24 protein-coding genes are annotated in these 19,910 nt (G+C 63.5%); 13 read left to right on the forward strand and 11 right to left on the reverse strand.

Going from position 1 to position 19,910, the window contains the following annotated elements; genetic code table 11:
* The first annotated feature begins 120 nt into the window (after positions 1–120).
* Entirely contained in the window at positions 121–1,155 is a 1,035-nt protein-coding gene (locus AC0L2H_RS17885) for an aspartate-semialdehyde dehydrogenase (RefSeq protein WP_107651936.1), read from the forward strand.
* A 187-nt stretch (positions 1,156–1,342) separates the two neighbouring features.
* Here the strand turns inward: AC0L2H_RS17885 and AC0L2H_RS17890 are convergent, their stop codons facing one another.
* Complete coding sequence (locus AC0L2H_RS17890; protein ID WP_473591437.1) at positions 1,343–1,750, reverse strand: ACT domain-containing protein; 408 nt, start codon at positions 1,748–1,750, stop codon at positions 1,343–1,345.
* 83 nt (positions 1,751–1,833) lie between these two features.
* Here AC0L2H_RS17890 and AC0L2H_RS17895 point away from each other — a divergent pair, with 83 nt between their 5' ends.
* Positions 1,834–2,091, forward strand: coding sequence for an SRPBCC family protein (locus tag AC0L2H_RS17895; RefSeq protein ID WP_473591438.1), 258 nt, complete (start codon positions 1,834–1,836; stop codon positions 2,089–2,091).
* Between the two features lie 89 nt (positions 2,092–2,180).
* Positions 2,181–2,444 (forward strand): YMGG-like glycine zipper-containing protein, encoded by a 264-nt coding sequence (locus tag AC0L2H_RS17900; RefSeq protein ID WP_473591439.1) that lies wholly within the window; start codon positions 2,181–2,183, stop codon positions 2,442–2,444.
* Between the two features lie 78 nt (positions 2,445–2,522).
* On the opposite strand, the gene rpsP is transcribed toward AC0L2H_RS17900, so the two are convergent.
* The 3 genes from rpsP to ffh form a co-directional block, all read right to left on the reverse strand.
* Complete coding sequence (rpsP, locus tag AC0L2H_RS17905; protein WP_097575299.1) at positions 2,523–2,924, reverse strand: 30S ribosomal protein S16; 402 nt, start codon at positions 2,922–2,924, stop codon at positions 2,523–2,525.
* A 108-nt stretch (positions 2,925–3,032) separates the two neighbouring features.
* Positions 3,033–3,359 (reverse strand): chorismate mutase, encoded by a 327-nt coding sequence (locus AC0L2H_RS17910; protein WP_473591440.1) that lies wholly within the window; start codon positions 3,357–3,359, stop codon positions 3,033–3,035.
* A gap of 7 nt (positions 3,360–3,366) precedes the next feature.
* Positions 3,367–4,965 (reverse strand): signal recognition particle protein, encoded by a 1,599-nt coding sequence (gene ffh / locus AC0L2H_RS17915; RefSeq protein WP_473591441.1) that lies wholly within the window; start codon positions 4,963–4,965, stop codon positions 3,367–3,369.
* Positions 4,966–5,350: 385 nt separating this feature from the next.
* Here ffh and rlmN point away from each other — a divergent pair, with 385 nt between their 5' ends.
* Complete coding sequence (rlmN, locus tag AC0L2H_RS17920) at positions 5,351–6,586, forward strand: dual-specificity RNA methyltransferase RlmN (protein ID WP_473591442.1); 1,236 nt, start codon at positions 5,351–5,353, stop codon at positions 6,584–6,586.
* A complete protein-coding gene (locus tag AC0L2H_RS17925; RefSeq protein WP_473591443.1) occupies positions 6,583–7,062 on the forward strand; it encodes a hypothetical protein in 480 nt (159 codons plus the stop codon). The genes rlmN and AC0L2H_RS17925 overlap by 4 nt, the downstream gene beginning before the upstream one ends.
* On the opposite strand, the gene AC0L2H_RS17930 is transcribed toward AC0L2H_RS17925, so the two are convergent.
* A complete protein-coding gene (locus AC0L2H_RS17930; RefSeq protein WP_107651946.1) occupies positions 7,034–7,675 on the reverse strand; it encodes a LysE family translocator in 642 nt (213 codons plus the stop codon). The two genes, AC0L2H_RS17925 and AC0L2H_RS17930, sit on opposite strands and share 29 nt — an antisense overlap.
* 184 nt (positions 7,676–7,859) lie before the next feature.
* Between AC0L2H_RS17930 and AC0L2H_RS17935 the strand changes: the two genes are divergently transcribed.
* Together AC0L2H_RS17935 and AC0L2H_RS17940 are read left to right on the forward strand one after the other, a co-directional pair.
* The gene (locus AC0L2H_RS17935; protein WP_473591444.1) at positions 7,860–9,089 is read left to right on the forward strand and encodes an argininosuccinate synthase; all 1,230 of its coding nucleotides are present in this window, start codon (positions 7,860–7,862) and stop codon (positions 9,087–9,089) included.
* A 185-nt stretch (positions 9,090–9,274) separates the two neighbouring features.
* A complete protein-coding gene (locus AC0L2H_RS17940; protein ID WP_473591445.1) occupies positions 9,275–9,706 on the forward strand; it encodes a hypothetical protein in 432 nt (143 codons plus the stop codon).
* Between the two features lie 116 nt (positions 9,707–9,822).
* Here AC0L2H_RS17940 and AC0L2H_RS17945 read toward each other — a convergent pair whose 3' ends face one another.
* On the reverse strand, positions 9,823–10,617 hold the full coding sequence (locus AC0L2H_RS17945; RefSeq protein WP_473591446.1) for a lytic murein transglycosylase: 795 nt from the start codon (positions 10,615–10,617) through the stop codon (positions 9,823–9,825).
* Between the two features lie 257 nt (positions 10,618–10,874).
* On the opposite strand from AC0L2H_RS17945, the gene AC0L2H_RS17950 reads away from it, so the two are divergent.
* The 6 genes from AC0L2H_RS17950 (at position 10,875) to AC0L2H_RS17975 (ending at position 16,836) form a co-directional block, all read left to right on the forward strand.
* Positions 10,875–12,122, forward strand: coding sequence for a flavin monoamine oxidase family protein (locus tag AC0L2H_RS17950; RefSeq protein WP_473591447.1), 1,248 nt, complete (start codon positions 10,875–10,877; stop codon positions 12,120–12,122).
* A gap of 108 nt (positions 12,123–12,230) precedes the next feature.
* On the forward strand, positions 12,231–13,328 hold the full coding sequence (locus tag AC0L2H_RS17955; protein ID WP_473591448.1) for a zinc-binding metallopeptidase family protein: 1,098 nt from the start codon (positions 12,231–12,233) through the stop codon (positions 13,326–13,328).
* Positions 13,329–13,391: 63 nt separating this feature from the next.
* On the forward strand, positions 13,392–13,997 hold the full coding sequence (locus tag AC0L2H_RS17960) for a DUF1236 domain-containing protein (protein ID WP_473591449.1): 606 nt from the start codon (positions 13,392–13,394) through the stop codon (positions 13,995–13,997).
* A 129-nt stretch (positions 13,998–14,126) separates the two neighbouring features.
* Positions 14,127–15,056 (forward strand): lysostaphin resistance A-like protein, encoded by a 930-nt coding sequence (locus tag AC0L2H_RS17965; protein ID WP_473591450.1) that lies wholly within the window; start codon positions 14,127–14,129, stop codon positions 15,054–15,056.
* A 68-nt stretch (positions 15,057–15,124) separates the two neighbouring features.
* Positions 15,125–15,412 (forward strand): hypothetical protein, encoded by a 288-nt coding sequence (locus AC0L2H_RS17970; protein WP_473591451.1) that lies wholly within the window; start codon positions 15,125–15,127, stop codon positions 15,410–15,412.
* Positions 15,413–15,498: 86 nt separating this feature from the next.
* Positions 15,499–16,836 carry a chloride channel protein gene (locus AC0L2H_RS17975; RefSeq protein WP_473591452.1) on the forward strand — a complete coding sequence of 446 codons (1,338 nt, stop codon included), beginning with the start codon at positions 15,499–15,501 and terminating at the stop codon, positions 16,834–16,836.
* Positions 16,837–16,910: 74 nt separating this feature from the next.
* Here AC0L2H_RS17975 and AC0L2H_RS17980 read toward each other — a convergent pair whose 3' ends face one another.
* The 5 genes from AC0L2H_RS17980 to AC0L2H_RS18000 form a co-directional block, all read right to left on the reverse strand.
* Positions 16,911–17,414 (reverse strand): invasion associated locus B family protein, encoded by a 504-nt coding sequence (locus AC0L2H_RS17980; RefSeq protein WP_107651953.1) that lies wholly within the window; start codon positions 17,412–17,414, stop codon positions 16,911–16,913.
* A 249-nt stretch (positions 17,415–17,663) separates the two neighbouring features.
* The gene (locus AC0L2H_RS17985) at positions 17,664–18,026 is read right to left on the reverse strand and encodes a YkvA family protein (protein ID WP_473591453.1); all 363 of its coding nucleotides are present in this window, start codon (positions 18,024–18,026) and stop codon (positions 17,664–17,666) included.
* A gap of 138 nt (positions 18,027–18,164) precedes the next feature.
* Entirely contained in the window at positions 18,165–18,464 is a 300-nt protein-coding gene (locus AC0L2H_RS17990; RefSeq protein WP_473591454.1) for a 4a-hydroxytetrahydrobiopterin dehydratase, read from the reverse strand.
* Positions 18,461–19,057, reverse strand: a complete 597-nt coding sequence (thpR, locus tag AC0L2H_RS17995; RefSeq protein ID WP_473591455.1) for an RNA 2',3'-cyclic phosphodiesterase — start codon at positions 19,055–19,057, stop codon at positions 18,461–18,463. The genes AC0L2H_RS17990 and thpR overlap by 4 nt, the downstream gene beginning before the upstream one ends.
* Positions 19,058–19,194: 137 nt before the next feature.
* Positions 19,195–19,839 carry an arylesterase gene (locus AC0L2H_RS18000; protein WP_473591456.1) on the reverse strand — a complete coding sequence of 215 codons (645 nt, stop codon included), beginning with the start codon at positions 19,837–19,839 and terminating at the stop codon, positions 19,195–19,197.
* Positions 19,840–19,910 lie beyond the last annotated feature (71 nt).

Consider the following 19,910-nt stretch of genomic DNA (forward strand, 5'->3'; position numbering starts at 1 on the left):
CCAAAACGGTGTGATTCCCTTGGCCTAACCACCCTCTCCCGGGTCCGGCCCGGGGGTTGAGGCCCGCATCAGCCGGCGGGTTTTCTCCAAAAACCGAGTGGAGAGGGACAGGAGAACTTTATGAGTTTCAAGGTAGCGATCGTCGGCGCCACGGGCAATGTGGGCCGGGAAATGCTCAACATACTGGAAGAGCGCGGCTTTCCGGTGAGCGAAGTTGTGGCGCTGGCTTCGCGGCGCAGCCAGGGCACGGAAGTATCGTTCGGCGACCGCACGCTGAAGGTCAGGGCGCTCGACCAATATGACTTTTCCGACACCGACATCTGCATCATGTCGGCCGGCGGCAACGTCTCCAAGGAATGGTCGCCGAAGATCGGCAAGCAGGGCTGCGTCGTCATCGATAATTCGTCGGCCTTCCGCTACGACCAGGACGTGCCGCTGATCGTGCCGGAAGTGAACCCGGACGCGATCTCGCTGTTTACCCGCAAGAACATCATCGCCAACCCGAACTGCTCGACGGCGCAGCTCGTCGTGGCGCTGAAGCCGCTGCATGATTTCGCCACCATCAAGCGCGTCGTCGTCGCCACCTACCAGTCGGTGTCGGGCGCCGGCAAGGAAGGCATGGACGAATTGTTCACGCAGACGCGGGCCGTGTTCGTCGCCGATACCGTCGACGTCAAGAAGTTCACCAAGCGCATCGCCTTCAACGTCATTCCGCATATCGACGTCTTCCTCGACGACGGCTTCACCAAGGAAGAGTGGAAGATGGTCGCCGAGACCAAGAAGATGCTCGATCCCAAGATCAAGCTGACGGCGACCTGCGTGCGGGTGCCGGTGTTCATCGGCCATTCGGAAGCGGTCAACATCGAGTTCGAAAAGCCGATCACCGCCGACGAGGCGCGCGATATCCTGCGCGACGCGCCGGGCTGCCAGGTCCTGGACAAGCGCGAGGACGGCGGCTACATCACGCCGCTGGAATCGGCCGGCGAGGACGCCACCTTCATCTCGCGCATCCGCGAGGATTCGACCATCGACAACGGCCTGTCGATGTGGATCGTCTCCGACAATCTGCGCAAGGGCGCAGCGCTCAATGCGGTGCAGATCGCCGAGCTGCTGGTCGAGCGGGGACTGATCCAGCCGAAGAAGAAGGCGGCATAGTTTTCGCTCACGGGCCGTATCGCCGCTGCCGCGGCGGGCTCTGCGCGGATGCGCCGGACGACCGGCGGCCCGCAGTCGCGGGCTCGGCCTTCGGCCGTTAGCTCCTTCTCCCCGTTCACGGGGAGAAGGTTCCGGCAGGGGGATGAGGGGCGGCGTCGGCGTCTCAAGTAAGCAGCAGGCGCTGGCGTCAAAGCCGGCTTTCCTCCGCCAGCTTTTCCAACATCGCCATCGCTTCCTCCGCCCGGTCGGCGGGGACGAACAGATGATCGTGGTAGAAGGCCGAGACCGGGTTGACGCCCATGCCGGCGCTGGCCAGCCGTGTGGTGATGGCGGCGAGGAAGCCGATGGCTTCCAGTGACGAATGGACGTTCAGGGTGATCATGCGGCTCGGGAATACGCCGGCCAGGCCGGCCGCCCTTGCCTGATTTTCCAGCACGATCAGCGTCGTGCCCTCACGTTCGCGAAACTGCATCACCGGGTCGAGGTTGCCGGGAACCGGCCCACTGGGCGGCAAGGTGACGAAGACATGGATGCCGGGAAGCAATTGCGGTGTCATCGTCGCCAGAAGTTTCTTCAGGTCGATTTCGCCGCTCATTGCCGTCCTCCGACTGACGCCCTTGGGACGTGCCTAATTACCCGTGGCGAGGTTATGCCGATAGTCCCCGGTACACAGGCGACATGTCGCTGGCGGCTGAGCTTGCGGTGCCGTCGTCCCTGGTTGTGCTGAAGCTCGACTTCGAGAAGCCGTTCAGGGCGAACAAAACCGTCGACTTCACCTCGGTGCCGGCAGGCAACAGCACCGCCGTCACCTGGGCTATGCACGGCCGCTATCCCTTCATCGCCAGGCTGATGGGCATATTCATCAACATGGACAGGATGGTCGGCGAGGACTTCGAGGTTGGCCTCGCCAATCTGAAGAGCGCTGCCGAGAAATAGGGTTTGGCTTAAGCGCGGGATCAAATCCCACAGCCCTGCGTTATCTGCACAAGGCGGGTGGAGATATTTGGCCTTCCGGAGGAACGACAATGAAAAAGATGATGCTTTTGCTGGCCCTGGCAATGCCGCTCGGCGCCTGCTCGCAGACAGAGAAGGGTGCGGCGGTCGGTGGACTGGGCGGCGCGGCGATAGGTGCTGCGGTGGCAGGGGATCCGGTGGAAGGAGCTGTTGTCGGTGGTGCTGTCGGTGCCGTCGCCGGCGCGCTGATCGGCCGCGCCAGTGAAAGCGGCCAGTGTCGCTATCGCGACCGCTACGGGCGCGTCTACGTTGCCCGTTGCCCGCAGGGCTATTGACCCGTCGATCCCGGAATTCCGACAAAAATAGCAAAACGGCGGGCAAGGCCCGCCGCTTTGTGTGAGATGGAACGTGACTTATTCCGCGGTGGCGGCTTCCGCCTCGGCCGGCGCAGCTGCAGCGGCTGCAACAGCGGCGGCGGCATCTTCCTGTGCCTTCTTCAAAAGGGCGGCGCGTTCCTGCGCCTTTTTGCCGGGCTCGGCCTTCTTCGGGTTGGCGCGGGCTTCGCGCTTGGCGAGGCCGGCCTCGTCAAGGAAGCGCAGCACGCGGTCGGTCGGCTGGGCGCCGTGCGACAGCCAGTGCTTGACGCGGTCGGCGTCGACCTTGACGCGTTCGCCGTCCTTCGGCAGCAGCGGGTTCCACGAGCCGAGCGACTCGATGAACCGACCGTCGCGCGGCGAACGGGCATCGGCGACGACGACGTGGTAGTAAGGACGCTTCTTCGAGCCCGCACGGGCCAGTCTGATCTTCAATGGCATTTCTTTTCTCCTATAAAGCTCTGATTCGTTAGTCGGTTTACGGCTTCTGTCTTTGTGCAAATCGTTATCCCAAAACCGCTGCGCAGTTTTGGGCGATATGCACTTGTCTCAGCCGGTTTTCGTCACGCCGTTGGAAGCGGCGATCTGTTCGTGGTGCCGGATCACTTCGCGGACGACGAAGTTGAGGAATTTTTCCGCGAAATCCGGGTCGAGATGAGCGTCGTTGGCCAGCTGGCGAAGACGGGCGATCTGCTGCTGCTCGCGCGCCGGATCGGCCGGTGGCAGGCCATGCTCCGCCTTCAGCACGCCGACCGCCTTGGTGCAGCGAAAGCGCTCGGCCAGCATATGGATGAGCGCCGCATCAATATTGTCGATCGAGGCGCGGTAGCCGGCCAGCATCGTGCGTGCGTCGGCCATGTCCTTCTCTTCGTTCATCGCGTCCTCACTTCTTCTTGCCGAGGCCGGGAAGCCCACCGCCACCTGGCAAGCCGGGAAGCTTCATGCCGCCGGGCAGGCCGGGAAGGCCGCCACCACCGGGAAGACCGGGCAGGCCCTTCATGCCGCCGAGACCGGCGGCCTGTGCCTGCTTCTGCAAGGCTTCGAGCTGCTTGGGGTCCATCTTCGACAGGTCCGGCATGCCGCCACCCATGCCCGGGCCGCCCATGCCGGGCATCATGCCGCCGAGGCCCATCTTCTGGGCAAGGCCGCCCATCATGCCGCGCATCAGGCCGCCGCCTTTGCCCTTGCCGCCCATCGCCTTCATCATGTCGGCCATGCCGCGATGCATCTTGAGCAGCTTGTTGATCTCGGCCGCATCGGTGCCGGAGCCGGCGGCGATGCGCTTCTTGCGCGAGTGCTTGAGAATATCGGGGTTGGCGCGCTCGGCCTTGGTCATCGACGAAATGATGGCGAGCTGGCGGCCGAACATCTTGTCGTCGAGGCCAGCGGCAGCCATCTGGTCCTTCATCTTGCCCATGCCCGGCATCATGCCCATGATGCCGCCCATGCCACCCATCTTCGACATTTGCTGAAGCTGGCCGGCGAGGTCGTTCAGGTCGAACTTGCCCGACTGCATCTTCCTGGCCATCGCCGCAGCCTGTTCGGCGTCGATGTTCTCGGCGGCCTTTTCGACGAGGCTGACGATGTCGCCCATGCCGAGGATGCGGTCGGCGATGCGCTTGGGATGGAACTCTTCCAGCCCGTCCATCTTTTCGCCGGTGCCGATCAGCTTGATCGGCTTGCCGGTGACGGCGCGCATGGAAAGGGCGGCGCCGCCGCGGCCGTCGCCATCCATGCGGGTCAAGACGAGGCCGGTGATGCCGACGCGCTCGTCGAAGCTCTTGGCCAGATTGACGGCGTCCTGGCCGGTCAGCGAATCGGCGACCAGCAGGATTTCGTGCGGCGACGACACCTTCTTGATGTCGGCCATCTCGACCATCAGCGGCTCGTCGATATGGGTGCGGCCGGCAGTGTCGAGGATGACGACGTCATGGCCGCCGAGCTTGGCCGCCTGCACAGCGCGGCGCGCGATGTCGACCGGGTTCTGGCCGGCGACAACAGGCAGGGTCGCCACCTTGACCTGCTCGCCGAGCTGGCGGAGCTGCTCCTGCGCGGCGGGACGCCGCGTGTCGAGCGAAGCCATCAGGACTTTCTTGTTCTGGCGCTCGGAAAGCCGCTTGGCGATCTTTGCCGAGGTCGTCGTCTTGCCGGAACCCTGCAGGCCGACCATCATGATGACGACGGGGGCCGGCGCATTGAGGTCGATGGCGACGCCTTCGGCGCCAAGCATCTCGACCAGCTCGTCATGGACGATCTTGACGACCATCTGGCCGGGCTTGATCGACTTGACGACGGCGGCGCCGACGGCCTGCTCGCGCACCTTGTCGGTGAAGGAACGCACCACTTCCAGCGCCACGTCCGCCTCGAGCAGCGCGCGACGCACCTCGCGCAGTGCCGCCGAGACATCCGCTTCGGACAGCGCGCCGCGGCCGGTCAGGCCGTTCAGGATGGAGCCAAGGCGCTCCTGAAGCGATTCAAACATCTGTTGTCCTTCGATCTCGGTTCAGGTCCGACCCGAGAAATAATGCGTTCGCGCCGAGTGTCCAAACAAAAGCCCGTGCAAGCGCAAAGCCAAAAAGCACCCGGGGGCGCTCTGCGCTGCCGGGTGTTGGCCTCCAGGATCGATTTACAGCACTCGCCTCAAAGAGGCTTCGGCGTCCTGGTCGGCTTGCTCGGAGGGATACTCGTCGCGGAATTCGCGGGCTGTAGACAGGAAATCGGCCGCGGAGTCAAGCTGCGAGCCGGATAATGGCCAGTTCAGGGGTGGATCGGCGCGCATGACTCCGATGTCAGGCTGTGCTATGCGCCGCGCTTCATGTCCAGCGTGATGCTGCAATCGGCCGCAAATAGCTTATATCAGTGCAACCATGACCCTTTCGCTCGATCTCACCACCGAAGGCGCCCGCGAGGCGTTGCGCGCCCGCGCCACGCCGGCCGAAAAGCCGTCGCTGGTCGGCCTGACACGGGCCGAGCTTGGTGAAGCCCTCGTCGCATCGGGCATCGTGCCGGAGCGCCAGGCCAAGATGCGCGCCCAGCAGCTCTGGCACTGGATGTATGTGCGCGGCGTCTCCGACTTCGCCGGCATGTTCAACATATCCAAGGATTTGCGCGCCGAACTGGACAAGCATTTCACTGTTGCCAGACCCGAAATCGTCGAGGAGCAGATCTCCGCCGACGGCACGCGCAAATGGCTGTTTCGCTTTCCGCCGCGTGGCGCCGGCCGGCCGGTCGAGATCGAGACCGTCTACATTCCCGAGGAAGGCCGCGGCACGCTGTGCATCTCCTCGCAGGTTGGCTGCACGCTGACCTGTTCCTTCTGCCATACCGGCACGCAGAAGCTGGTGCGCAATCTCACCGCCGAGGAAATCCTGGCGCAGTTGCTCACCGCCCGCGACCGACTTGGCGATTTCCCCGACCGCGACACGCCGGACGGCGCCATCGTGCCGGCCGAGGGCAGGAAAGTGTCCAACATCGTCATGATGGGCATGGGCGAGCCGCTCTACAATTTCGAGGCGGTGAAGAAGGCGCTGCTGATCGCCTCCGATGGCGACGGGCTTTCCCTGTCCAAGCGCCGCATCACGCTGTCGACCTCCGGTGTCGTACCCGAAATCTTCCGCACCGGCGAGGAGATCGGCGTCATGCTGGCGATCTCGCTGCACGCCACCAATGACGATCTGCGCGACCTGCTGGTGCCGATCAACAAGAAGTATCCGCTGAAAGAACTGATCGCCGCCTGCCGCGCCTATCCCAGCCTGTCGAACGCCAAGCGCATCACCTTCGAATATGTGATGCTGAAGGACGTCAACGATTCCATCGAGGACGCCAAGGCGCTGATCAAACTGCTCAAGGGCGTCCCGGCCAAGATCAATCTGATCCCGTTCAACCCGTGGCCGGGCACCAATTACCAGTGCTCGGACTGGGAGACGATCGAAAAATTCGCCGACTACATCAACAACGCCGGCTACGCCTCGCCGATCCGCACGCCACGCGGCCGCGACATCCTGGCCGCCTGCGGCCAGTTGAAGTCGGAATCGGAGCGCATGCGCAAGGTCGACCGGCTGGCGCTGGAAGCGATGATGATCGCGGGGCATGGCGAGGCGTGAACCGTCTCGTCGTCTATCTCATCCGCTTCGCTGTCATCCTGATCGGCTATGGCGTCGCTTCGCTGGCGGCCAGCGCCTTCCTCAACATCATGTTCCTGGCGTCGCTTGGGCTGATGACGGACGAGACGCAACCGGCGGCGCAGGCGTCGCTGTGGTTTTCCATCCCCTTCGTCGCGCTGTTCGTCGCCTATTTCGCCTTCATGCCGGCGGCCATCGCCATCATCGTTTCCGAGATCCTCGGCAGGCGCGACTGGCTGTTCTATGCGCTGGCGGGTGCTGCGGTCGCCGCGGTTTTCCTCGGCTTCGTCCACCAGACGGCCGATGCCAATTTCGAGGTCACCAACACCAGCGTCATGCTGGCGGTGATCGGCTGCGGCATGGTCGGCGGCATCTTCTACTGGTTGAGCGCCGGGCGCTGGGCCGGAAGCTGGCGTCAGATCGGAAGCGCTATTTCGCCTGGGCCGTCAGGATCTTGAGCGCGAAGGCCGAAAACACCCCGGCAAACAGGTAGTCGACGACGCGTGTCACCCGCGGGCTGGCCTTCATCGCCGTCGAGAATCTTTCCGCTGCAAAGACCATCGGCGCCGTCACCGGGATCGACAGCACGACGAACATCGCGCCGAGGAAGAACAGTTTTCCCGGTGCGTTCGGATCGTGCGCCGAGACGAACTGCGGCAGGAAGGTCATGAAGAACAGAATGATCTTCGGGTTGAGTAAATTGACGCCGAGCCCGGCCGCCCAGCTGCGGAACAGCGAAATCTGCGGGCCGCTCTTCTTCTCCGGCGAGAAGGCCGACCCCTTTGCGATGGCCTGCCACGCCAGGAAGACGAGATAGCCGGCGCCGAACAGCTTGAGCACGAAGAAGGCCATCGGCGAGGCGACGATCAGCGCCGAGACGCCGACCACCACCAGCGTCGTGTGGATCAGCGTGCCGCACAGCGCCCCGGCCATCGAGGCAAAGCCGGTGGCGCGCCCCTGGCTCAGCGTGCGCGACACGAACAGCGTCATGTCGGGCCCCGGCGTGATCGCCAGGATCACGGTGGCGATGGCGAACTGGATCAGCGTCGTTGTGTCGGGAATGAAGGACATGGCCAATCTCGTGGCAGCAAATATGGCTCGTGGCAGCAAAAGACGGCGCAGCCATACCCCAAGAGCCGCGCCCTTGCCAGCTTCTGGCCGATGCAGCATCTGGTCCAGGCACCGTTCGTCTCTTGCGCTGGCCGGAAACGCCGTGATACCTCGCCCGCGAAACCTTTCGCGCGGAACCGCTAAAATGTCCCCCAGCAAGATAAAAGACGTCAAGAAGGTCGTGCTCGCCTATTCCGGCGGCCTCGACACCTCCATCATCCTGAAATGGCTGCAGACCGAACTCGGCGCCGAAGTCGTCACTTTCACCGCCGACCTCGGCCAGGGTGATGAGCTGGAGCCGGCGCGCCGCAAGGCCGAGATGATGGGCATCAAGGACATCCGCATCGTCGACGTCCGCGAGGAGTTCGTCGCCGACTTCGTCTTCCCGATGTTCCGCGCCAACGCCGTCTATGAAGGCACCTATCTGCTCGGCACCTCGATCGCGCGGCCGCTGATTGCGAAGCATCTTGTCGATATCGCCGCCGAAGTGGGTGCGGACGCCGTGGCACATGGGTCGACCGGCAAGGGCAACGACCAGGTTCGCTACGAACTCTCGGCCTATGCGCTGAACCCCGACATCAAGGTCATCGCACCCTGGCGCGACTGGTCGTTCAAATCGCGCACCGACTTGATCAACTTCGCCGAGCAGCACCAGATTCCGGTGCCGAAGGACAAGAAGGGCGACGCGCCGTTTTCCGTCGACGCCAACCTTCTGCACTCCTCCTCCGAGGGCAAGGTGCTGGAGGACCCGTGGAGCGAGCCGCCGGAATTCGTCCACCAGCGCACCATCTCGCCGATGGACGCGCCGGACAAGGTCACCGAGATCGAGATCGAATTCCTGAAGGGCGATCCGATCGCGCTCAACGGCAAGAAACTGTCGCCGGCGACGATGCTGGCCGCGCTCAACGATCTCGGCCGCGACAACGGCATCGGCCGGCTCGACCTGGTCGAGAACCGTTTCGTCGGCATGAAATCGCGCGGCGTCTATGAAACGCCCGGCGGCACGATCCTGATCGCCGCCCACCGGGCGATCGAATCGATCACGCTCGACAGGGGTGCTGCCCACCTCAAGGACGAGTTCATGCCGCGCTATGCCGAGCTGATCTACAACGGCTTCTGGTTCGCGCCCGAGCGGCTGATGCTGCAGGCGATGATCGACAGGAGCCAGGAAGACGTCGAAGGCACGGTGCGGCTGAAGCTCTACAAGGGCAATGTCATCGTCACCGGGCGCAAGTCGAAAAAGACGCTCTATTCCGACGCGCTGGTCACCTTCGAGGACGATCGCGGCGCCTACGACCAGAAGGACGCCGAAGGCTTCATCCGCCTCAATGCGCTCCGGCTGAGGACGCTGGCGGCGCGCAATCGCAAGGGCTGAAATCGGAACGGCGCATGGCCGCGTTACCGGATCCCGTAAAGCTAAACGGTTCGAGAAACCCGGCGAAGACGCCGGGTTTTATTTGGTGTTTCTAATATAACGGAAGTTAATCACCTCAATGGAGTTTTGTTGACCTTTAGACGATTTCATCTAAGTTCCCTCTGCGGAACGGGGGACTTTCTACAATGAAAAATGGACTTTTTATTTTGCTTGCAGCGGCCGCCGCCTTGACGATGTGCCAGTCGTCAGAGGCAAGCGCGAAACGCAACCCGAACGCGGACTTGAGCGGATGTATCGCCTCCGTCAACGCATGGAGCATCACGCTCAAGCACGATATCGCTTCTTTCATGGGCGTCTCGCAGAAGCGCATGCCGGCCCTGTTCTGCCAGCGTCTTGCCGAAGGGGTGCGCACCGGACGCATCAGCTACTCCGACATAAACAGCCTGCAGCTAGACCAGCCGACCGAAATCTGGATGGTCATTAAAGGCAAGTCAAAGGCGGCTACGCAAACCCCGGCGCCTCGGAACTCCAAGTTCCGTACCTGCAACGGTATTGACGGCACCTTCCAGATCCCCAGTTCCCGGAAATGCCCGTTGAGCGGCTACGCGCATTATTAAGGAGTGGCGATGAGATCGAACTTGATCTTACCGAGTGATTGGGTTTGACCTTGCTCCATCAACAAGAAAGCCCGACACATGGCCGGGCCCTCCATTAATTAATCTGGATAACTTCATCAGTCGGCATCGATCGCCGTGGCGATGCGGGCGATGGCCTGTTGATAGACGCTCGCCGAATTCCAGCCAGCGATTGCGCCCATGTTCTCCTGCGCGCTCGCGCCCGCCCGCCAGCCATGACCCTTGAGAAAGTTGGCGGTGGACGCCAACGCAGTGCTCTTGTCGCGCAGGTTTCTGCTGCCGACGCCATACTTCATGACATTGCCGGGCAGGAACTGCGTGTGGCCGATCTCGCCATGCATGGCGCCGACCGACGAGGCGCTCAACGCTCCGCGATCGACCAGCTTCAATGCCGCAATGGCGTGCGGATAGAAGAATGCCGGGCGGCGGCAATCATAGGCAAGCGTCACAATGGCGGACACCGTGTTCTGGTTGCCCATGGAGGACCCGAAGCCGGTCTCCATGCCCCAGATGGCGAGCAACACACCCGGCGACACGCCGTAGGTCCGTTCGATCTTGTCGAACAGCGCTGCGTTCGACTTCTTCAACGCCCGGCCCTTGGCAATGATCGCGGCTCCGCCACGGCGCTTCATGAAGGCTTCCACCGAGCCGCTGAAAGCCTTGTGGATGGCGCGGTCGGCGGCGATCGTCCTTGTTGCGTAATTCGCATTGGCCAGAGCGGCCAGACCCTTCGCGCCTACACCATTGGCCCTGGCCTCCGCCGCAAACTCCGGCTTCCATGCATCGAAGCCGGCACCGCTCTTGCCACAGCTGGCTGCCTGCGCGCCTGTAGCCGCGGCGACCACCATCAATGCCGCCGCCGCGTAAATCTTTCCCTTGGCAAGAAATGCCATGCTTTTCTCCTGATTGCCTGGATCACGTCCCGGTTGCGAATTTGCCAGCGAAACGTGCGTTTGTCACTGCTGGTACATTCGTACGCACGAAGTACGCTCCAACACTTTTGAACCCGCTTATCATGCTTTCCGAAAGTCGACTCCGGTTTTCGGGCAGATACGGTAAGAAGTCGTTTACGCGTTTCCCGGTACCGCGCTGGCGAATGCCGCAGAACTTGCCTACGATCAAGCAATTATTGTGGCGGGGCAGAATATTCATGGAAGACGTTGACGTCGTGATCGTTGGCGCCGGTTCGGCGGGGCTTGCCGCCGCCAGGACCCTTGGCGCAGCCGGCCTTTCCTTCAAGCTGTTCGAGGCGATGAACCGCATCGGCGGCCGCGCCTGGACCAGCGACCAGCATTTCGGCGTGCCATTCGACATTGGCTGCGCCTGGCTGCACGCGGCCGACCGCAATCCCTATTTTCCCGAGGCCCAGGCCGCCGGCTGGACGCTTCACCATCACGACATGAACGTCGATCATCTCTACTATCTCCAGCGCAAGGCGAGCGAGGCCGAGGAGGCGGCGATGAAGGCCGCCGACGCCAAGCTGTTCGAGCTTTTGGCGGCGCATGAGGTCGGCGATGGCGACGACGACCGGCTTTCGGCGCTGCTCGCCAGGGGACAGGCGCCGCGTGCGGCCGCCACCTTTGCCGGGCCGATGGATTTCGGCGCCGACGAGGACGAGATCTCAATCCGCGACTTCCAGGCCGCCGCCGATCTCGATCCGAACTACTTCTCCAAGGAAGGATTCGGCGCACTGGTCGCCCGTTTCGGGGCCGAGGTGCCGGTCGAACTGTCGACGCCGGTGCGCAAGATCCTCTGGGAGGTGCCTGGCGTTGCCTGCGTCACCGATCGCGGCACCATCCGCGCCAAGGCAGCCATCGTCACGGCTTCACCGGCGGTGCTCGCCTTCGAGGAGATCGAATTCTCGCCGGCGCTGCCCGACACGCATTTCGGCGCATTCTTCGACCTGCCGATGGGCATGCTGACCAAGCTGCCGGTGGAAATCCGGGGCACAAGGCTCGGGCTGGCGCCGTTCGACGACCTGCTGATCGAGCGGATGGCCAGGCACGATATCTATTTCCTCTGCTTTCCCTTCGACCTCGACCTGATGGTCGGTTTCGTCGGCGGCGATTTCGCCTGGGAGATGTCGGCGGCGGGCGAGGCGGCTGGCGTCGATTTCGTCGTCGACCGGCTATGCGGCATCTTCGGCACGGATGTGCGAAAACATGTCGGACGCGCCATGATGACCAATTGGGGCGGCGAGCGCTTCGTGCGCGGCGCTTATGCGGCGGCCCGCCCCGGCCGTTCGGAGGCGCGCGCCACGCTGATGCAGCCGGTGGCGGAGAAGATCTTCTTCGCCGGCGAGCACCTGGCCGGTCCGCTGATGCAGACCTGCGGCGGCGCGCGGCTGTCCGGCGAGGCGGTGGCGCGGCAGGTCGTCGCCCAGCTTGCGGCAAAATAGCATCGCCAGGAACACACGCCGATGGCGGGCGTTTGGGCAACGGATCGCCCCGCACTATATCCGTCATCTTGTCCGGGGTGCGGACCCCCCTGATGATTTGAGACCGACATGAAGCTTTTCGACTGCCCGCATTGCGGCCACCGCCTCTATTTCGAGAATGCCCAGTGCCTCAACTGCGCCAGCCTTGTGCTTTACGATCCGGGGCAGGCGCGCTTCGCGCTGTCAGGCGCCGATGGCGTTTTCCAGTGCACCAATGCCGACGAGTGCGCCTGCAACTGGCGGGCGGAGCCGGGCCATGCCTTCTGCCGCGCCTGTATGCTGAACCAGCTGATCCCCGACCTTTCGGTCGCTGGCAACCGCCAGCACTGGATCCGCGTCGAGGCGGCGAAGAAACGCGCCATCTATTCCCTGCTCGCCTTCGGCCTGCCCGTCGCGCCCAAGACCGGCCCCCACGACGAGGCCGGTCTGGCTTTCGATTTCCTCGCCGATCCGATGGGCGGCGGACCGGGCGGCGAACGCATCCTGACCGGCCACGACAACGGACTGATCACGCTCAACGTCGCCGAGGCGGATTCAGCCGAGCGCGAGAGGCGGCGCATCCAGATGGGCGAGAACTACCGCACACTGCTCGGTCATTTCCGCCATGAGCTTGGTCACTACTACTGGGACCGCCTGATCCGCGACGATCCGCAGAGGCTTGCCGCCTTCCGCGCCTTGTTCGGCGACGAGCGCGCCGACTACGAGCAGGCGCTGAAGGCCTACTATGCCAATGGCGCGGCGCCCGATTGGCAGCAGAGCCATATCTCGGCCTATGCCACGTCCCATCCCTGGGAGGACTGGGCCGAGACATGGGCGCACCATCTGCACATCACCGATACGCTGGAAATGGTGCATGCGCTGAATTTTCCGCTCGGCCGGCTGGAAACCGTGGAAACCAACGCCCTGCCGCAAGGCGATACCGGCGGCAAGCTGCAGGCGGCACCGGCTGAACCCGCCGCCACGCCGGAACCCTTTGAAAAGATCCTGACCCGCTGGCTGGTGTTGTCTGAGGCGTCCAACTCTATCAACCGCTGCATGGGCCTGCCTGACCTCTATCCCTTCGTCATCTCGGATCGAACGGCACAAAAACTGGGCTTTATCCACGACCTTCTGACCGGGGTAACGAAAGAAACCGGAATAAATCGTGAGCCCGCCGGGGCATTTTAGCCGGAACGCATGAGCTTTTGCCTCGTTTCCGTTGCCGAGGGATTGTGAAAACGGAGCGAAACCATGAAACGCTTACTGTTTCCTGCCATAGCCGGCGCGCTTGCCGCCATGTCGGGGACGGCCTTGGCCGACACCGCCGTTTCGGCCATTGCCGATCTCAATGTGCGCGCCGGGCCGGGCCCGCAATATCCGGTCATCGGCGTGCTTACCGCAGGCCAGTCGGCGACGCTCGACGGCTGTATCGAAAACAGCAAATGGTGCACCATCGCCGAGGCAGGCGGCCAGGGTTGGATCTATTCCGACTATGTGACCGCTGATTTCGGTGGCGACCGGGTCGTGCTGACGCGGCGTCCGGCCGATGCCGACATCACCATCGTGACGCCGCCCGCCGACAGCAACGAGTATTCCGACACCTATACCGGTGCGATCGTTGCCGGCGAGCCGATCGAGCCCATCAGACGACCGCCGGCCGAGGTGCGCACCTATGTCGACACCAACAGGCTCGATCCGGTCTATCTCGATGGTGAGGTGGTTACCGGCGCAACCTTGCCCGAGAGCGTCGAATTGCGCGAGATTCCGGACTACGACTATCGCTATGTCTATGTGAACGGCCAGCCGGCGCTAGTCGATCCTGCCACGCGGCGCATCATGTACGTCGTGCGTCAATAACCAGCAGGAGCCACCGCCAAGTCGGCGGTTTCCGCAGCTTCAATTTGCGCATGACCCCGAAAATCGATTTTGATTTTCGGGGTCATGCGCTAGATCATGCGACCCGATGCGTTCGGCAAAGGAACCCGCGTGATATCAGACCCTGCCGCCTTCGAGCGCTATCGGCTTACCCCCAACGACAAGACGACCCTGCCGCGCCTGCTGCTCGGGTCGGCGATCGTCATCCTGTTCTGGGTCGCAACGACCATGGTCGTGCTGCTCGGCGGCGCCTATCTTTTCGCGCTGTGGCAGGCATCGGCGGGTACGCTGCAGGACTTCATGGCGTCGCCCGCCGGGATTCTTGCCGCGCTCGCCTCCTTCGCCGGCATCTGGATCGGCCTGTGGGTTGCCATGCGCTGGGTCCATCGCGAGCCGCTGACGGCGCTGCTCGGCGTGAGCCGCCATGTCTCGCGCGATGGCTTCCTCAAAGGGTTGGCCGCGGTGCTGATCACCTCGGCGCTGTCCGAAATCCTGCTCTATGTCCTGCAGCCCGATATTGCGCGCGGTGCGATCGACTTTTCGACCTGGCTTGTCTTCCTGGTCCCGATCATCGTGCTGACCCTGCTGCAGACCTCGTCCGAGGAGGTGCTGTTTCGCGGCTATCTCTTGAGGGGGCTGGCCAACCGGTTTCAAAACCCCTTCATCTGGGCGCTGCTGCCGGGGCTGCTGTTCACCTCGATGCATTGGAGCCCAGGCTCGAGCGCCGCCATCAACGCCTGCGTGCTCGCCTCGATCGCCGCCTTCGCACTGCTGCTGACGCTGGTGGTCCATGCCACCGGCAATCTCGGCGCCGCCTTCGGCGCCCATCTCGGCAACAACTTGACCGGGTTCCTGCTGATTTCGCATCAGCAGACCTACAATTCCTTCGCCCTGTTCAACGCAAAGCCGCTCGAAGGCCCCGGCTGGACGACGCTTGACGCGGTCCTCATCGCCGTGATCGGCATCGCCTGCAGCCTGCTGACGATCCTGCTGCTCCTGCATCCGCGCTCACCGCTGAAGATCGAGCCGGATGGACCGTGATCCGAAGAAGTGGAAACGGGTTTGTCTGGATGAGATCATGGTCAGCAAAAAACCGGCAGGGGCGGCTGATGCGCATCACACTGGCGGTGATCGGAACCATCCCTTCCAGGGGCTATGGCGGCACCCAGCGCCAGGTCAGCTGGCTGGGCATCGGAATTGGCCCGCCTTGGCCACCGCGTCGTGCCGATCGCGGATCCCGGCTCGACGGGGAGTTCGCCGCAGCGTTTGCCGCGGTTGGCGGCCTTTCGCCGCAGCGTCGCCGGGACTCTGCCGCCGAGCGGTTCCCGATCGCCCGCAGCGCTAAGGGTTATCTCGATCTCTATCAGCGGATTCTCGACGGCGAAACGCTGCCATGAGGGGAGATAGCGGGAGCGCCTATACACAAAACTGGCCCCTCATGTCGTGGCTGTGTTAGGTCGAACCACTCCCTGGAAGGACTGTCATGGCCGGCATATTGCGAAAATATCCCCTGTTGCGGCGCTCGCGGGCGATGTGGGGCTCCCGACGCGTCTGGCAGCCGCGGCTGGTGTTCTGGGCCGGCGCCATCACCATCGGATTGATCAGCGTGCTGTTCGCGATGCTGGCCGACCGCGCGCAGGAGCTGTTCCACATGATGACGGACCATGACGGCGGCTGGCGCAGCTATCTGCCGCTCGTCATCACGCCGCTTGGCTTCGTCGTTTGCGCCTGGCTGGCGCACGCCTTTTTTCCGGGTTCGCAAGGCAGCGGCATTCCGCAGGCGATCGCCGCCCGGCATCTGCGCGACGACGAGGATCGCAGCCACATTCTTTCACTGCGGCTGGTGGTGGGCAAGATCGCGCTGACCATTGTCGGCCTGTTCTGCGGCGCCTCCATCGGCCGCGAAGGCCCGACGGTGCAGGTCGGTGCGTCGCTGATGCTGCAAGTGGCGCGCTGGGGCGGCATGGCGCGGGCGCGCGGCCTGATCCTGGCCGGCTCGGCCGCCGGTATCGCGGCCGCCTTCAACACGCCGCTCGCCGGCATCGTCTTCGCCATTGAGGAGATGGGCCGCACCTACGAGGCGCGCACCAACGGGATGGTGCTGACGGCGGTGATCCTGGCGGGTCTGGCCTCGCTTGGGCTGCTCGGCAACTACACCTATTTCGGTGTCGCCAGGGAAACGATCTCATTTGCCGCCGGCTGGCCGCTGGTCATTGCCTGCGGCGTCATCGGTGGCGGTGTTGGCGCGCTGTTTTCGCTGCTGGCGCTGAAGGCGACACGGCGGATACGGCGCTGGAACAGCTTGCAGCCCTTGTGGCGCGCGCTGGCCGTGGCCGCCGTCTGCGGGCTGGGGGTGGCGGCGATCGGCGTCGCCTCGGGCGGACTGACCTTCGGCACCGGTTACGCGCAGGCGCGCAGCGCGGTGGAAGGCGCGCCGCTGCCATGGTTCTTCTTTGCCGAAAAATTCGCGGCAGGGCTGCTGTCGATGATTTCGGGCATTCCCGGCGGTATCTTCGCGCCGTCGCTGGCGGTTGGCGCCGGCCTCGGCAGTTCGCTCGGCATGGTCTTCGGAGCCAGCGCGGGTGCCGCCGCCCTGCTCGGCATGGCCGGTTATTTTGCCGGCGTGGTGCAGGCGCCGATGACCGCCTTCGTCATCATCCTCGAAATGACCGGCAATCACGACAATGTCATTGCGCTGATGTGCGCCTCGATGCTGGGCTACGGCACGGCGCGCCTGATCTCGCACGAACCGCTCTATCACGCGCTGTCGCGGGTCTTCATCGCCGAGGCGATCCGGCGGCGCCGGGCGGAAGCGGCGTAGGTATCCGCAGAAATGCGCGGAAAGGCGCGCAAAAAAGCCGGGCCGCGGCCCGGCCCTTCATCAAACCGGCTTGCCTACTTACACTTGGCGATCGACGCCAACGCCGCGGAAATGCCCTTCAGCGAAAAGACGTAGGTGGTGGTGTTGCCGCGGCCGGATTTCGCCGACACTTTCATGTCAGTGCCGGTCTTCATCGCCGCGATGAGCACCGGTTCCTCGGCGGCGTTCTCCACCCAGGCCGACTTGCCGCGGGTGAACATCGAGAAGCTCTTCTTGTCGATGGTGACGGTTGCCTTTGAGCCTTCCTGGAAATTGTAGCCGGCGATGAATTGCGGCTCGTAGGAGATCTGCTGTCCCGGCCGCTGGCTGACGAAGAAGAACATGTCGCCATGGTCGAGCGTCGGCGGCTGCTTGTCGGTTGGCACCGTCAAGACATAGCAGACCTTGCCGCCCGAAGCCTTGTAGCTGTAGGTGCCCCAGGCATTGTGCTGGCCGATCTTGGTCGCCGATTGCGCCAGGGCCGGCGCTGTCAAAGCCACCAGGACCAGGCTTGAAACTGTAGCAATCAATCCGCGCATCGTTTTTCCTGTATTCCAAATGGTGCGGAGGCAGATCCGCATAGCGTCCTGCCGTCGCTTCATTTTGATTTAATCTGGGTTACCAAACGGTGAACTTCCTTTGGGAAAAGGACCCTCACCCCAGGAAACCGCCGCCATTCCCGCGCCACCGCTGGAAAAGCGGTGGACATGGTGTCCCTGGGCCGACTTGGAGGCCACGAAAGCGGCAAGAGTTTGACTTTTCACACGGCCCGCCGGCGTTGTGCCGGCTCAGCTCTTGTCGGCCATCGCCTCCCTGGCGGCCAGCCGGTGCGCCGGCGTGATATGGGCGCTGACGGCGGTGATCGCGGCGGTCAGCACGGCGATGTCGTCGGTAAAGCCGAGCCCGAAGACGAAATCGGGGATCGCATCCACCGGCAGCACGAAGTAGCCGAGCGCGGCCAGCAATATGCCCTTGGCACGCAGCGGCGTCTTTCTGTCCATGGCGCAGTAGTAGGCGGCGACCACTTCTTCCATGAACGGGATATGGCGGGCGGCCTTCTTGGCGGTGCGCCAGAATTTGGCGCGCACTTCGCCCTCGTCGCCCAGCTTGCCGCCAAAGCCGAAGAAATCAAATCCGGATTTTTGCACCATCAACCTCTCCTTGCCGAACGCCACGTGGACATAACGGGCGACCGCGAGGGAAAATGTGGTGAAACCCGAACCCCGCTGCAAGATGCCGCTGCCGATTTGGGATACTCAGCCGTATTGCGGACATCGCAACACGCGGGTTCAGCCACCGAAATAGCGGTTCATCTTCCTGGCCAGCTCGATATCGAGCGCGGTGACCCCTCCGGCGTCATGCGTGTTCAGCGTGACATCGACGGTCTTGTAGACATTCGACCAGTCGGGATGATGGTCCATCTTCTCCGCCGCGAGCGCGACGCGAGTCATGAAGGCGAATGCCTCGGAAAAGTTCTTGAAGACGAAGCTGCGCCTGATCGAGCCGCCATTCCCAGCCAGTGCCCAGCCGTCGAGGCTGGCAAGCGCCTCGGCGATGGCTTCCTTGCCCAGTTTTTCCCTGGCCGTCATCGCATGATCCGCGAGGCGTCGGAGACGCTGGCCAGCCGGCTCGCGGCGCGCGCATCGGCGCTCGACAGCGGCCAGGCCTCCTCGACGATGTAGGGTCCGCCGCCGACCGAATCGCGCGACGACATCAGCACGAAGCGGCCGACGCGGAAGGGCAGCGTCGAAAAATTGCCGCGCGCCGACAGATATTGGGCGACGTCGAGCGGGCTCGAATTGCGCAGGCGCGCCAGCGTCACATGCGGCATGAATTTGCGCGGATCGGCGGGGATGCCGAGGCGCTGGCAGATGCGATCGATCTCGCCCTGGAGGGCGGAGAGGTCGGGCGAGGCGGAAACGCCGGCCCACACCGCATGCGGCTTCTTCTGGCCGAAGGCGCCGACGCCGGACAGCGTCAGGGCGAAAGAGGGGCGGTGGACACGGTCGAGCGCGTTGGCGATCTCGTCGGCGACATGGCCTTCGACATCGCCGATGAAGCGCAGCGTCAGATGGTAATTTTCAACGTCGATCCAGCGGGCCCCGGGCAGGCCGCCCCTGAGCAGGGACAGCGAAAGGGCGGCATCACGCGGAATTTCGAGGGCGGTAAAAAGACGTGGCATGATGAGCCTCCTGTCCTCGAATCGAACTCTGGTCCCTAGCGAATCACCGATATTCAAACGGAGCAAGCGGTTTGTTGGTCGCAGGCCCGCCTGAAAGTTTCCCTAACGGAATGCGGTGGCGTCATCGGAATTGCCCTTCAAGAAGCGCCCTGAGCCGTGGCGATGGCCTTTTCCACCGTCGGCAGGATGCGCTCGACCATGCGGTCGACACCCCTGGCGTTCGGGTGCAGACCATCGTCGAGCTGGAATGCGGGTTCGCCGGCGACGCCGTCGAGAAAGAACGGATAAAGCGGAACGCCATATTTTTCGGCCAGTTTCGGGAAGATCGCATCGAAGCTGTTCTGGTAATCGGCGCCGAGATTGGGCGCGGCGCGCATGCCGGCCAAAAGCACGGCAATCTTGCGCTGCTTGAGCTTGGCCAGCATGTCGTCCAGGTTCTTTTGCGTGATGGCGGTAGAGATGCCCCGCAGCATGTCGTTGGCGCCGAGTTCGAGGATGACGAGCTTGGTCCCGTCCGGCACCGACCAGTCGAGCCGCGACAGGCCGCCGCTCGACGTATCACCGGAAACCCCCGCATTGGCGACAGTCACATCATGGCCTTTGGCGCGAAGTGCCGCCTGCAATTTGTCGGTAAAGCCCTCGCCCGGGCCGAGGCTGAAACCCGCCATCAGGCTGTCGCCGAAGCCGACGATCTGCAAAGGCTCGGCGCGCGCCGACGAAATGACACCGCAAAACGCGAGGAAAACCATGAAGGCTGCGGCAAGGGAGTGTTTGAAAGCCATGCGGCAGGCCCCATATGACGAGGAACGGTCTTTCGACGAAGGCGATGCTCCAGCCTCCATTCTCCCATATA

The sequence above is a fragment of the Mesorhizobium sp. WSM4871 genome (assembly GCF_055811295.1).